The sequence below is a fragment of the Amycolatopsis sp. NPDC003861 genome, assembly GCF_053605405.1.
The window spans coordinates 1-13023 of record NZ_JBSGJD010000264.1 but is presented as its reverse complement, the minus strand read 5'-3'; the positions used below and the strand labels follow the sequence as shown (position 1 = coordinate 13023).

Below are 13023 nucleotides of genomic sequence, written 5' to 3'. Positions count from 1 at the left end.
GTGCGGCCCGGTTTGTGTATAAGTGCCCGATCTCGGCGCGCAGCGTCTGCGCGGCGGTGCGGGATATCCACGGCGGCGAGGGGCGTCGGACGTCCCGGCCGGCGGCCGGGACGAATCCGTTGACCGCGACGCTCCAGAAGTCCGGCCAGGGTGCGGTGTCGGTGCGTTCGCTGCGGTAGATCACGCGCACGTCCTGCCCGTCGGCGCGCCGGGCGTGTGCGGTGATCCGGATCGCGACGCGCATGCGGTTGCGGCGCTGGACGGGCTCGTCGTATACCAATGAGATCGGTGTCGCGGGCAGGGCGCGGCACAGCTCGACGAGGACACCGCGCGCGAGATTCCAGGCGCCGTAGTCCTCGAGACTGCCGCGGTGAGGGATGTTGCAGGCGACCGATTCGGGCAGCACGTAGGAGCGGCTCCAGTCGTAGGCGGTGACCCACAACTTGTTTTCAGCCATGGTCGGTCACCGCCGTGTTCGCCTCGGCGAGCGCGCGGTTCAGGCACGCGCGGGTGAACTCGAGGTTTTCGGCCTGCCGCTGCGTAGTCCAGGTGTGCGCGTCTGGCTCGATGATGTTCGCCGCTGCGGTGACAGCGGCGTGGGTGCAGCGCCCGTCGATGTCGAGTACGGGGTAGACGGCCTCGACGACCCGGCACGCGTCGACGACACCGGACACGAGGCACTTCTTCCATACCGCCGTAATGAGCGCGGTCTTGTGCCGCCGGGCTCGGGAGTGCTGCTCGGCCCACGTTGCAGGTGGCGGTGTGATGCGGCGGCCGCCGAGTTCGGTTTCGATCAACCGGCACGCTCGCGCGTAAGCGGACTCGGTGTATTCGTACGGTGTGGTGTGGACGGTCGGAGTGGTCACTGGGTACCTCCGGATCGGATGCGGGTGAACCCGTCCTCCCTGAGCACCCCCGCGGTCCTCGGGCGCCCCGTCGGTTCGCGCTGCGGGGCGAGGAGAGCTGGCGCCCGAGGGCCCCGGGTGTGCTGTGCTGGCGGCGGTCACCCGCCGACCGGAGTGCCTAACCACGCTGCGGACTCAGCGGCCCGTCAGCTCGTCACCGCCGATGACGCTCAGTTGGTGCTCCACTGCCCGCTGGGCCTGGCGAATCAAGGCAAACAGCTCAGCCGGGATTCCCTCGGCGTCGAGCCAGAGCGCGGTGGAGGTGCGGTCGTCGCAGTCCGCCGGGCGCCCAGTCGGCCACGGCCGGTTCGGGAGGTCGATCACGTCGCGGTCCGGGTGAAAGAACTCGCGGATCGACTCGTCGCGTCCGTGCCAGCCGACGGTCTCGTTGCGGGGGACAGGACCCCGAACGCGCGGTCAGCTGTACCGCCCGCGGGTTCGGGAGGAAGAATCAACCCGGCTGCGCGGTGGCTGACACCAGATGAAGGAGGTGCGGACATCGGGCGTTCCCTTCAGCCGGTGCAGAACGGGCGATGAACGGCGCGGACGAGCCTGAACGGCGAGCGGCACCACTGGCAGGAGACCGCGGTGCGATAGCGCAGTTCCGGCGGCGCCGGGGCCGGGCCAGGCGAGGGCGCTGGAGGCGTCGTGCTGTCGTGGCGGCGATTCCACGGGGTGTGGTGGGTGCCGCGATCGTCGCTGGCCCAGCGCGCCGTGATCGACCAGGTCGGGTGGGTCAGGTCGCCGTCGCGGAAGCGGATCTCGATGGACTCGACGATGTACCAGCGACGCGAGTAGCGGCACCAGTAGGTGCCGCCGACCTGGCGTGAGCCGATCGCGTCGAAGACCTCACGCATCTGCTCCCGGTGACGCCACAGGCGTACGTGCGCGGGGTCGAGCGCGCGCAGGACTTCCGGTGGCGGTGACCAGAGGCAATCGCAGGGCTGCGGGGACCACGGTTGAGTCTCGTCCGGGCCCCATGCCTCGTCGGTGTCGTCGCTAACTGAGTACTCGCCGTTGCCGCCGCAGTCGCGGCAGCTGGTGAGGGCCCACGGCCCGCCCATGTGAATTTGGCGGTATCCCTCGGGAACCTGGAACGGCGGCTGCGTCATCTGTCCTCCTTGAACGGTCGGTTTCCGGCGGACGAGGCCGCTGGGGGTGAACGGGGCTTCGCAGGCACGGCGCGGCCCGGGGCCCTCGGCTGCCCGACCGAGGATCGGCAGCGTGGCGGGTTCCGGGCCGCGCCGTGCTTTTCTGGTGACCGGGCGGCCGCGGCGCCGTCCCGGCGAGCTCGGCCGCTGGCTACTTCTCGTGCGTGGTACTCAGGATCGGGACGAAGTGGGCGCAGACCGCCGGTTGGCGTTGCCGAGCCTCGGAGATCACGATGTCGATGGCGTCGCGCAGGCAGGTGCGGACGGCGTGATGGCTGGGGCGGCGCGCCGGGGTGTGATGGACGACGACCGGGTCGAGTGGCCGACGACGTTCGCGGTGCTCGCCGGCCTGGTCGCGTTCTTCGACGCTGGAGAGTGTGGCGACGAATCCGAGCGTGGCGTGGAAGGCGATGTGCAGACGGGCCCAGGACAGCCAGCCGTCGACGGCCTGTCGGCCGAGATTCCAGTACGCGGTCGCGGTGTGGCCTTCCCGGCGGACGACGGGGCGGGGATGCGGGTCGATCGCGGTGACGATGACTGGGTTGGTTGGTGCGCTGGGTTCGGCGTCGTGCGGGCGAACGTCGGTCTTGTGGATGGTGAAGCCCGAGCCGGGCCGTTCGCCGGCGATGGCCAGATACATTCCCTGGTCTTGCACGACCGTGCCCAGCTGGGGTTTCCCGTTGTAGGTGAACTGGACGCGGTCGCCTTCGGGGTAGCGGTGCTGGAGCTTGGGCATCCAGCCCGCGGGGATCAGGTGGATGGGGATGAGGGCCTTTTCCAGGTCGGTACTGTCCGGTTGACGCTGCCAGAGCCAGGTGAGGCTCGATGCGGCGTTGGGTTCGGGCGATGTGGTGTCGGGCATGACAAGGTCCCTTCGATCAGCGGGCACCCGGCTGCGGCCGGTGTCGGGGTGCGGGGCGGTCGGTGAGGATGCGGGGGTGTTCGCGGCCGGCGGCGATGCCGTCGCGGATGGTGGTGGTCAGTTCGCGGGCGTCGAAGTCGGCGACGCCCAGGTGACGGCGGGCCGCTTCGGTGAGGTAGTGGGTGATCGCGGCGGCGCTGATCCAGCCGTTGCCCAGCAGTTCCCCAAGGGCTGCTGCGGCGGCGTAGACGGCGATGTGGCGGTGGCCCTCGGTGGCGGTGGCGACGTTGCGGCATTCCGCGGTGACAGCGGCTTGGACGTAGGCGGTGACGCGGCGGCTGGTCACCGGCGGCATCGGAACCACAGCGGGGTGAGGCGGCGGTGATGGTGGGGTGAGGGCGGCGACCAACCATCCTGGGAGCTCAGCGACGGGTAGGTCCCCGGTGACGGCATACGGGACCAGCACACCCCGAACGACGGCGATGGATCTCGGGGCGGTGATCAGTGCGCCGGGGCCGCGGGTGTCGACGTGCCAGCCAAGTCCGCGCCCGCGACCCCCGACGGTGCTGCGCAGCCGCAATCCGGGCGGCCGGTGGAAGTAGCGATGCTCGCCCCCATGCGGGGTGGTGACGGTGAAGGTGTCGACCGGGTCCGGTTCGCCGGCCTGCTGCGCGAGCTGGGCCAGGACGTCGCGGCCGTGGCTGACGCCTTGGCGGGCCCACGGCATGGGGATCGGGCCGTGGGCGGCGTCGAGGTCGAGCACCAGCAGCCGGGCTGGCCCACAGGCAATCCCGACGTTGCACGACGGGTGGCGGTGCCACCAGCGGCGGATGCGGTCGGGATCGCAGGTTGCTCGCTGCTGCCAGCCGCGGATGGCGGGTCGCTTGCTGTGCGGGGCGAGGGGGAACACCGGCCACCCGCGCGCGGCAATGTCCAACGCCGCACCCAGCAGACCGTTGGCGCCGGCGATGAGCGTGACCGCTGTCGTGGGGGCGCTCATGGCACCAGCTCGGCGGCGATCGGGGCAGGGATGGGGTCGATGACCATGGCGGCGGCGTTGTCGCTGCCGCCGAAGTGCCGCGCGGCGAGCGTCAGCCGGGCGGCGCAGGCGCCCGGGTCGCTGAACGTGCGGACCGCGCGGACGAGAGAGGAATGCGGGACGGGTTCGTGGACGCCGTCGCTGGTCAGCAGCAACCGACGCCGCGGACCGGTGGTGGTGACGTGGCCGATGTCGGCGGGGGTGGCGGTGGCCACGGAACTCGTGACGACGTTGTCCCGCCGGGCCGCCAACTCCTCGAGTTCTTGGGGCCGATCCCGGTAGGACTCCGCGAGGCTTTCGCGCAGCTCCTGACCTTCGGTGTGGTCGACGGTGAGCTGGGTGAGAACGTCGGTGTCGGGGTCGTATTCGTAGGCGCGGCAGTCTCCGACCCACGCGATGTCCCAGCCATCGCCGCGTTCGGGCGGGAGTGAGGTGGCGACGACCATGACGGTGTCGCCGTCGTGGAAGGTGGCGGTGGCGGCGAGCAGGCCGGCGACAGCGCCGCGGTCGGCGGCGGCGTAGGCGGCGGTGGCCGCGGCACTGCCCGCGGCGTAAGCGGCCAGCGGGTGATCGCCGATGCCGTCGGCCAGGGCCCAGCCGTGGCGGGTGCCGGTGATGGAGACATGGGTGCCGGTGGCGTCGGCCTGGTGGGTGCGGCCGCCGATGCGCAGGGCCGTGCCGGGTAGGTAGGTGGCGTGTTCGGCGGCGTAGCGGCGGTGGTGGCGGGCCAGAGCGCGGGCGTCGCTGTGGGATTCGGCAATCTCGGCCCAGCCACAGCGGCAGGTGGCGTGTGTCCAGGCCGGTCCGGGTGGGAGCGGGGCGTGGGGCCAGACGGGGTGGTTCGCGGAGGCGTAGGTACTGGTGCGGTGGATGTGGTCGAAGACCGGCGGAAGGTGCGGGTGCATCGGAGCGACTCCGTTCACGCATAGGACCGGGACGGGCGCCGCGGCGCAGTGCGCGGGCCCGCCCCAGCGAAGATTCGGGTGCGGTGGTGATCAGGGGCGGCTAGATCGCGGCCCCGGTCAGCTCGCCTTCGCCCTCGCCCTCGGCTTCGTCGTCGGGCCGGAACGGCTGGTCCCGGCGTTTGGTGGCGTCGTCACCGGCGACGTCGGCCGCTGTGTCGGCCTCCTCGTCCGTGCCCGCGGTTCCGTTCTCATCGACCCTGGTGACGTCGTCGAGGTCCTGGAGGTGAGCCTGGACGGGCCCGCCGTCACCGTCGATGCTGTCGTCGGTCGCCTCGCTGGAGGAGTCCTGGCCCGGCTGGTGGCTCTGCACTTCGCCGGCCTCGCCGCCGCCGTCGGGCTGTTCGTCGGCGGTGGCCGCGGTGTCGGATCCACCGAGCTGGGCGGCGATGACGTCCTGCTCGGATTCCGGGTCGATAACCTTCCGCTCGACATCGGAGGCCGGGTAGCCCCAGCTGACGATCGCGGCCATGTACGCCTGCGACGAGCCCCATGGGCTGCGCCAGGTGTTGCGGGACAGGTCGTCCTCGATCGCGCACAGGGTGAGGACCAGGTCGTAGAGGGTGGCCTTCCCCGCCGTGGGGGCTTTGGCGATCTTGGCGGTCAGGTCGGCGAGCGTGGCACCGACTGGCATGCCGAACACTTCCATCCCCAGCGGGTGGTTGCGTTCAAACGCGCGCCGCAGCGCGTAGCCGCCGTGGGCCTTCTGCAGGGCGAGGAACAGCTGCGCGCCCTGCGGCGCGGTCTTGCGCTGCACCAGCCCAGCCAGCCATTCCCGGCGCGGGGTCTGCGAGGCGTCCCAGTCCTTGTTGTTCTGAATCACCCACCTGCGGATGATTCGCGCCTTCTGGCGCTCGAGTTCCGCGGCTGCCTGGGCGGCGCGGGCGGCCGCGACCTCGTCGGTCTCGCCGGCTGCGTCCGCGTCGCCGAGGGAATCGGGGTCGACGGCGTCGCCGGACACCCCGGCGCTGGTCGTGTCGGTGGTCACGGGGGAGAAGTCCGCGCGGCCGGCCGGGGCGTAGGCGAGGGCGTGACCGTGGGCCCGGAAGTCGGTGCACCCGTAGACGGCTACCGGGATCTGCGTGCCCTGCTCGTCGTAGTGGTCGGTTTCGATCCAGGCGCCGTGCCCCGAGCAGGACGCGTGGTCCTCGGCGGTCAGCTCGGTGTGGGGCTCGTGCTCGGGGGTGGGCCGCAGCCGGTCCAGCGAGCGCGCGTCCCCGTCGTGCTGGGGCAGGCTGTCGTCGAAGATCGTGGCTCCCGCGGAGGTCAGCTCCTCGGTGAAATCCTCGATCAGTGCGGCGAGCTGCTGCTTCTCGGCGTGTTCGGCGCGCTTGCGCTCGGCGACGACGTTGAAGTTGTTCGGATTGTCGCGCGCGATGATGAGGAGTTCCTTCGCGGTGTCGCGGTCACCGGCCTCGTCGAATTCAGCCACCACGGCCGCCTGCAGCACGTCGAGGTCGTAGCGTTCGGCGGCCTTGAGCGCCAGCTCGCTGCGGCCGGCCTGCAAGACGTTCTCGACGTAGGCTTTGCCCTTCTTGCCCAGCGCGAGCTTGCGGGCGATCCCGGTCGGGGTGAGGTTGAACGCGGTGAGCTGCTCCATGCCGCGAGCCTTATCGCCCAGGGTGAGTCCGATGCGGACATCGTTTTCGATGAACTGGTTGACGATCCGCTCGATAGTGGCCTTGCGTTCGTCGGCCGCCGGCGGGGTCTTCATCCAGACCGGCACCGTGCAGCCGGCTTCGCGGGCGTTGAGGACGCGGCGCTGGCCTTCGGTGACCACGATGGCGCCGGTGTCGTAGTCGCGGTAGCCGTTGGCCGCGGTTATGACGCCGTGGGTCTTGAAGTTCGCCGTCGTTTCCTCGTCGGCCTCGGCGTTGTCGGTACGCACGTTCTCCGCGAGCAGCACCGTGTGCGGGTCGACGTGCTGGACGGTGTCGACCTCGGCATCCCATCGGGCGTGCAGGGCCGCGCGCTCCCCGTCGGACAGCTCGTCCAGCCCGGTGCCTTTCACGTCGCTGGCCGGCGACGGGTCGTCGGCGGCACTGTCCAGATCGGACGACGCGAGGTGGGTGTCCGGTGTGGCGGTGGAGGTGGTCTTGTCGGTGTCGCGCTGGGTCGGCAGATCCATCGTGCTGGTCACGAAGGGCTCCTTCACACGGGCCGGCCGGTCACCGAATGAGCTCCGATGACTGGCCACGAACCCCGCAGGCCGCCAATCTCCGTGTAGTGGTGGAGAACGAGCGGAGTGCGGGTGTCCCGGTCGGGACGCACTCGCCTCAGCGGGGCCGCCCGCGTCGGCGGCATGCCCGCCTCCGACAGCACTGTCGCGGCCGTGAAGGTGAAGCAGGCGGGCGCCGCCGACGCCAGGCTCCGCTAGAGTGCGCTGGCCCGACCGGAACACCCACGCCCGCTTTCCGAGCGCAGCGATACTTTCTATTCCCAGCGTCATCTTCGCTCTCTGAGTGAAGTCGTCCTACGTCACGCCGCCCTTCGACGTCGGCGGAAACCGCGCACGCCTTGAATCCCGCTCTCATCGATCGTGGCGAGTACGGGTGCGGCCTGCTCGAGCAGGGCCGTGGCGTCGAGATTGCCGAGTGATGCGGTCGGCGTAGGCGCGGGCGTCGGTGAACCGGCGGAGCCAGCGGGAAGCGAGGGCGCCGAGGCAGGTGACGCAGTCGTCGTAGCAGCGGTAGAGGCTTGGGCCGGGACACCGCGATCGAGATCCCGTGCCCGGTGTTCGCGCAGCCGCGGGTGCGCACGCGATCGGCGGGATAGTGCTGGTGCTCACGATGGAAATCCTCTCGTGAAGTGGAATGGAGAGTGAAGGCGGGGACCGGTCAGAGCTCAGATCGTGGCGAGGACTTTGCGCAGGACGGCGGTGGTGGCGCGGTCGTGCTTGGCCAGCTCGCCGCACATCACCCGCGTCATGTTCCGTTCGGCGCGAGTGGCGCCGCGGATGACGGCTTCGTGGTGCAGGTGGGTGTTGACCGCCTGCACGACGCCCCAGCCGGTGTTCTTCCACGGGCTGACGCGGCTGTCGCTGGTCCACAGCCGCGTCAGCGCGGAGCGCTTGGTGGCGGCGTTGGTGCGTGCGCGGCCCGGCTCGGCGGGGATCGGGGTGTGGGCGTCGAGGAACGCTTTCCAGGCCCGGTCGGTGACGGTGGTCTGGCACAGCTTCTTGACCTCGGCGGCGAAGTCGTCGGCGACCGTGTGCACGATCTGCAGCGCCTCACGAGCCGAAAGCAGCTGCAGGGCGCTGTTGCGCTTGTGGACGACGGCGTGTTCCTGGCCGTCTTCGCGCAGTCCGGCGGCCATGGTGTTGTCGCAGACGATGTTGGTGACGACTCGCTTGTAGCGGGTTTTCAGGCTGGCGTCGTGGCTGGAGCAGGCGAGCAGGTTGGGCCGGAATTCCACGCCTTCGGGGGTGCGGATGTTGTCGGGGATCTCGACGCTGACCCAGGCTTGCTTGCGGTTGCGCAGCAGCCCGGCGGAGCCGATGGTGAGGCCGTCGTCGAGCAGTGCGGCGACGTTGTCCAGCAGCCAGGTGCCGTACTGGTGGATGCCGTACTCGTCGGTGTGGATGGCGAGGAGATCGCCGGTGTCGGAGGTGGTGACGCCGAGGTGGTGCTCGGCCAGGCGAAGCCCGAATCGGTCTTCGACGAAGACCTGGGCGGGTTCGGCGGTCCAGCCGAACAGGCGTCGTTTGACGTCGTCGACGGGGATGGGGCCGGGGTAGTGGTTGGGTTCGGTGGTCTGGTCTTCGGCGCGGTAGTGCCAGGCGTGGCCGCGTTTGTCGGTGAATCCGATGAGGACGTGGGTGTTGAGCCACTTGCTGGTTTCCTTGGACACGACGATCGCCCTTCCGGTGTGGCGCTGGGCGAGCCTGGTGCCCTGGGGGCACGGGCTCGCGGGTGGACGGCCACGGATCACCAGGCTGAGCGCCGGCGGCGCACGAGCACGTGTTGCGGGACGAAGCCGTGGTGGGCTGGTGGCTGTGCGCCGCCGGCGCGGGCCTGGTTCTCTGGGCCCGGTCCCGTCGCGACGGCCGAGCGCCTGGTTCGGCGTGATAGGAGCGCAACGTTTTCTGTCAATGCCGTTGCGTCAGCTTGATGCGCGGAGGGAAAGCTCGCGCTGACGACCTCAAGCCGGTGGTCGTTCTGCGACGACACCGTCGGCGCAGGCGGGTAACCGATGGCAGGTGGGAGACGACGGCCCTGGGGGACCGGCGCCAGTTCTTCGGCGACGCTCGCGATCGTGAACGGGATCTGGGCACAGCGGCCGCGTGTGCAGATTGCTGCGGCAAAAGGACGCTCTCTCTGCTCCTTCTGCTTGTTGGATAAGGAAATTTCGCTGAGCTGCACGCGTGAGCACTCGCGGATCTTGATCACTCTAATGGAGGCTGGCTTGCTCCTGGGTGAAGTCGCTATACAGGAAGCGGGGAAGGTTCGAGTCGATGCGGCGCGACGGGGGGCGTGACAGGCTTTGTCGCATCCGTTAGTGGCAATCTATGACGGCCTCCGCTTGGTGTGCGTGTCGCGATTCTGAGCGTAGATCCGAGTGGATCTTCTCTCCTCTTCTGCGAAGAGTTATTGCTGGCTCATTTGGCTGCATAGATCTATGTGGGGAGACAATGAGAAAAACGGTATTGGTAGCCGTCGTGTCACTTTTCAGCATGGTTGTCAGTGGAGTGCTTGTCCCTGTTGGCGCCTCTGCGGACCCGCTGGGGCGGTACTTCTACGGTAACACTGTGACGGGCGGCGGATCCGTGACCTCCGACGTCACGGCCCGGCAGCTGGCGGCCGTTCCGTGTGCGAGCGCGCCGGACGCCGAGTGGCAACTGTCGCGATTCACGAGTTGCTGGCACGCAGGTCTCACTTACACTGCCTATGACGCGAAAACGCATGCGCCCGTCGGTGGTGCGCGCTTCACAGTCGCTCAGTACACCGAGCTTGCTTCGAACAAGACGGACTGGACCGAGCGCGCGGAGTTGACGTTTGTGGACAAGTCCGCCTGGGGGGTGGCGGTCGGGAAATTCATGTGGGCCAACTGGTCGGCTTCGTGCGACTCCGCGTGCTCGACGACCACCTCTGCTCCGTTCCCCGCGAACACTCCGATCACGCCGGGCAGTACTCGCTCGGGATCGATCGCCTTCACGAATCCGCAGGCCAAGGGCTCTGCGGACTCCTTCCGGACGTCCTACACGCTGCAGCTCGTCCTGACCGGCTCGCTCGGTGACGCGCCCGTCCAGTACAGCGCGCCGCCACTGCGGTGTGACAACCAGGTCGGCAATACGGCCGGCTGTGTGGTCAGCGTGTTCACGCCCACGTTCAACGTTGACCGCATCGAGTTCCCAGCTGCCGCCGTGGGGGTGCAGTGGGCTCAGGACAATCTGCCGAGTCATCCCGGCAAACGTGGCGCCGGCGAGCCACTGCACCGGCAGGCGAACCTCACCATCCAGCGCGCCAACCGGACCCGCATCTGTGGGCAGAACTGGGCACCGGACAGTACTGTTCCCAACGACAGCTGCGATGAGTTCCCCTTTGCGGCCACCCGGGAAGGTGGCAGCATGGACGGAATCGACTGTGCGGAGATCATCCCGCACGCGAACGGCACGGTGACGGTGTTCAAACCGGCCGGCAGCAGCACCTGCGCTCGAGCGCACGTCCCGCTTCCGCAGAACACCGATGTCGGCGGCGACCTCGGCCAGTTCGTCCAGGACCAGCGTGTCGTCGACGGTGACGCCTACTGGGTCACCACCCGATAGCAGTCGTTTGTTGCTGGGTCGCCTGCGCTGCACGCGGGCGACTCAGCAACACGGCAGCGTCGCGTTCGCGGTTCCGATAGGCTTGCGTCGTGGCTGACGTTGATGACGATTTCGCTTGGGCTCTCGATCCGGCGGTGGTGATGTTCTGCGTCACCTGTGTGCGAGGGATGACTGATGTCCAGTTGCTACACGCGGTCGGCGCAGATTCTTCGGGCGCTGTTCACGGCGATGCTGCGACTGTTGATTCGCTCGGCATCGATCGCGATGCACTAGGCGTGCGTGTTGCTGCCATGCATGGTTGGGCAATTCTCATCGAATTTCGCTCGCTCAAGGGGGCTGACGCGCAATGGGTGACGTCCTTGTCGCGTGGTAACGGCGAGGCGGTTGCGATCTTTCAGACTGGCTCCGGAATGGGCGGGTTCAGCTTCAGCCTCGACGGAGAGCTGGTCACAGCGTTCGAACCTGCGATACCTGGGATCCGAACCGGCTCCGCGCCAGACCGACTGGTGGACGACATGCGTGCCGTTTCGCTCCTGCCGGAAGGCTCGGACGCCGGCGTCGATCCGGCGATCGCGACCTTGCACCTCGTGCATCGCCTGACCGGAATACGGCTTACCGAAGAACTCGTGCGTGCCGCGAGCTGGCCATCGGGGTTTCTGCCGCGCCGCCGCAGGCGTCAGCCAGCCTGATTCGAGACGCTCATCGGTCTTCCATCAGTGACAGACCGAGTGAGGAAGAGCCCGCTCTGGCCTGCTGAAACATCGCTGCACGCAACGATGTTCGGGCCGCCGCGGCCGGGCCGGTGTCGGGCGCGGGACTACCGACGGGTTGCGCCGACTCGGCCGGCGAGCAGGTCGAGTTCGTACTTGACGACCTCGGGGCTGGCGTGCTGTTGGAACAGCACGCCGATGGCAGCGGCGCCTGGCGCGCCGTGAGCGTGGGCGAGCGCGCAGGTGGTCAGGGGCCGGTCGCCGCGGCGCACGGCACTGGCTGTGATCAGGGTGGCCAGCCGCGCTCGCGTGCCGTGGTCGGTGGTGCCGCGGTAGAGGGCCATCCACAGCTGCTCGACCCGCTGCGGGTCGTGCTCGGCCGGTGGCAGGAGCATCGGGCCGTAGACGGTGTTGTCGGCCAGCGCGGTCATAGCGGCGAATGCCGCGACGTCGTCGATGAATTCCCCGCGACTGGCCTGGGTGATGGCGTGGGTGACGATCCGGTTCGCCTCGTCGCCGCGCCGTACGATCAGCGGCACGACTCGGCGGGTGAACCGGCCGATGCTGGCCGGCAGGGTCTCGCCGGACTGGGCGAAGAGCAGACCCCAGGTCGGGGTCGGGGCGTCCCCGCGGAGGCGGAGCGGCTTGGCGAAGTCGAGGTCGGCACGTGGCGGGATGACGGTGCCGAGGTGCGTGGGGTGGCGGTAGTCGCGCCACGCAGCTCCGGGTCGGGTGTGAGGAGCCCAGTAGCGGCCGAGGATGGTGTGCCCGGCGGGGCGCAGCTCGGCCTCGAGCGCGGCGATCGCGGCTCGGAGCGGAAGCCATTGCTGGGCGTGCTCCTCGGCGATCACGACGACGACCAGGTCGGTGTCGCGCTCGGCCGGTAGGGCGGCCTGCACGTGCTCGGCGATCTCGCGGGTGCTCAGGCCGCGTACGCGGGTTACGGGGAACGCTGCGCCGGCCGGTGCGTCGAGGGGGCCGCGGCTGGTGGTGCGGGTTTGGGGCGGCAGCGCGATGACGTGGAGGGTGTCGGCGCAGGTGTCGGGCAGGGATCCGATCAGTTCACCTGGGGTCAGGTATGTGGTCACGGTCGGCGCTCCTGGGGATCGGCATCGCCGGCCGTGTGGGGCCGGGGGAGGCGGTGGCGGCCCACGCAGGTGTGAGCCGCCACCGCCCGAGCGCGCGTCCCGGCGGCGGCTGTGGCACTTCCCGGCGTCAGCAGGTCTGCATCAGGTCCGGGTCGCCGCCGGAGCGTGCGCTAGCGTCGGCCGGCCTCATCTGCAGGGACGGTCGTCTCCGGTTCCGTGTCGGGGTCGTCGCGTTCCTCGATGGCGGCGATGACGTCGTCGATGGAGGTGACCAGGCGTGCGGTGCCGTCCTGGATCAGCTGGTGACACCCTGCTGATGCCGCCGAGGAGATGGGACCCGGCACGGCAAGGACGTGCCGGCCGAGCTTGGCGGCCAGGCACGCGGTGTTGCGGGCGCCGCTGCGCCGCGCGGCCTCGACCACCAGGGTGGCTGCGGTGAGATGCCGCTTCTCTGGGGGTAGCCGGGCGGCTGTCGCGGTCGAGCGGGGTTTTCGCAGCTCGATGGCCTGGGGCGGACAGTAGCGCAGTGCAACAGGTGTCGC

The 13023-nt window shown here is 69.4% G+C and carries 14 protein-coding genes; 2 read left to right on the top strand and 12 right to left on the bottom strand.

Features of this window, described 5'->3' with window-relative positions:
* The 10 genes from ACWEVN_RS40360 to ACWEVN_RS40315 form a co-directional block, all read right to left on the bottom strand.
* On the bottom strand, positions 1-457 hold a 457-nt coding region (locus ACWEVN_RS40360; RefSeq protein WP_452054807.1), incomplete at its 3' end, for a hypothetical protein.
* The gene (locus ACWEVN_RS40355) at positions 450-866 is read right to left on the bottom strand and encodes a hypothetical protein (protein ID WP_452054806.1); all 417 of its coding nucleotides are present in this window, start codon (positions 864-866) and stop codon (positions 450-452) included. The genes ACWEVN_RS40360 and ACWEVN_RS40355, both read right to left, overlap by 8 nt.
* A 174-nt stretch (positions 867-1040) precedes the next feature.
* Positions 1041-1229 carry a hypothetical protein gene (locus tag ACWEVN_RS40350; protein WP_452054805.1) on the bottom strand — a complete coding sequence of 63 codons (189 nt, stop codon included), beginning with the start codon at positions 1227-1229 and terminating at the stop codon, positions 1041-1043.
* A 188-nt stretch (positions 1230-1417) separates the two neighbouring features.
* Positions 1418-2017, bottom strand: coding sequence for a hypothetical protein (locus tag ACWEVN_RS40345; protein ID WP_452054804.1), 600 nt, complete (start codon positions 2015-2017; stop codon positions 1418-1420).
* Between the two features lie 190 nt (positions 2018-2207).
* Entirely contained in the window at positions 2208-2918 is a 711-nt protein-coding gene (locus ACWEVN_RS40340; RefSeq protein ID WP_452054803.1) for a hypothetical protein, read from the bottom strand.
* 16 nt (positions 2919-2934) lie between these two features.
* The gene (locus ACWEVN_RS40335) at positions 2935-3918 is read right to left on the bottom strand and encodes a bifunctional DNA primase/polymerase (protein WP_452054802.1); all 984 of its coding nucleotides are present in this window, start codon (positions 3916-3918) and stop codon (positions 2935-2937) included.
* Positions 3915-4862: a PP2C family protein-serine/threonine phosphatase gene (locus ACWEVN_RS40330; RefSeq protein WP_452054801.1), complete on the bottom strand. Its 948-nt coding sequence runs from the start codon at positions 4860-4862 to the stop codon at positions 3915-3917. The genes ACWEVN_RS40335 and ACWEVN_RS40330 overlap by 4 nt, the downstream gene beginning before the upstream one ends.
* A gap of 100 nt (positions 4863-4962) precedes the next feature.
* The gene (locus tag ACWEVN_RS40325) at positions 4963-7059 is read right to left on the bottom strand and encodes a hypothetical protein (protein ID WP_452054800.1); all 2097 of its coding nucleotides are present in this window, start codon (positions 7057-7059) and stop codon (positions 4963-4965) included.
* Positions 7060-7763: 704 nt separating this feature from the next.
* Positions 7764-8768 carry a DUF932 domain-containing protein gene (locus ACWEVN_RS40320; RefSeq protein ID WP_452054799.1) on the bottom strand — a complete coding sequence of 335 codons (1005 nt, stop codon included), beginning with the start codon at positions 8766-8768 and terminating at the stop codon, positions 7764-7766.
* A gap of 77 nt (positions 8769-8845) precedes the next feature.
* Positions 8846-9307, bottom strand: coding sequence for a hypothetical protein (locus ACWEVN_RS40315; protein ID WP_452054798.1), 462 nt, complete (start codon positions 9305-9307; stop codon positions 8846-8848).
* 377 nt (positions 9308-9684) lie between these two features.
* On the opposite strand from ACWEVN_RS40315, the gene ACWEVN_RS40310 reads away from it, so the two are divergent.
* Entirely contained in the window at positions 9685-10683 is a 999-nt protein-coding gene (locus tag ACWEVN_RS40310; protein ID WP_452054797.1) for a NucA/NucB deoxyribonuclease domain-containing protein, read from the top strand.
* 89 nt (positions 10684-10772) lie between these two features.
* Positions 10773-11372 carry a DUF6461 domain-containing protein gene (locus ACWEVN_RS40305; protein ID WP_452054796.1) on the top strand — a complete coding sequence of 200 codons (600 nt, stop codon included), beginning with the start codon at positions 10773-10775 and terminating at the stop codon, positions 11370-11372.
* 128 nt (positions 11373-11500) lie between these two features.
* Here ACWEVN_RS40305 and ACWEVN_RS40300 read toward each other — a convergent pair whose 3' ends face one another.
* Together ACWEVN_RS40300 and ACWEVN_RS40295 are read right to left on the bottom strand one after the other, a co-directional pair.
* The gene (locus ACWEVN_RS40300) at positions 11501-12481 is read right to left on the bottom strand and encodes a DUF4192 family protein (protein WP_452054795.1); all 981 of its coding nucleotides are present in this window, start codon (positions 12479-12481) and stop codon (positions 11501-11503) included.
* A 170-nt stretch (positions 12482-12651) separates the two neighbouring features.
* Positions 12652-13023, bottom strand: a 372-nt coding sequence (locus ACWEVN_RS40295) for a DNA-processing protein DprA (protein WP_452054794.1), incomplete at its 5' end; no start/stop codon positions are given.

Excerpts from the sequence above, each read along its gene's own strand:
- ACWEVN_RS40345 (WP_452054804.1), bottom strand. The coding sequence starts at position 2,017 with ATGACGCAGCCGCCGTTCCAGGTTCCCGAGGGATACCGCCAAATTCAC.
- ACWEVN_RS40340 (WP_452054803.1), bottom strand. The coding sequence starts at position 2,918 with ATGCCCGACACCACATCGCCCGAACCCAACGCCGCATCGAGCCTCACC.
- ACWEVN_RS40335 (WP_452054802.1), bottom strand. The coding sequence starts at position 3,918 with ATGAGCGCCCCCACGACAGCGGTCACGCTCATCGCCGGCGCCAACGGT.
- ACWEVN_RS40330 (WP_452054801.1), bottom strand. The coding sequence starts at position 4,862 with ATGCACCCGCACCTTCCGCCGGTCTTCGACCACATCCACCGCACCAGT.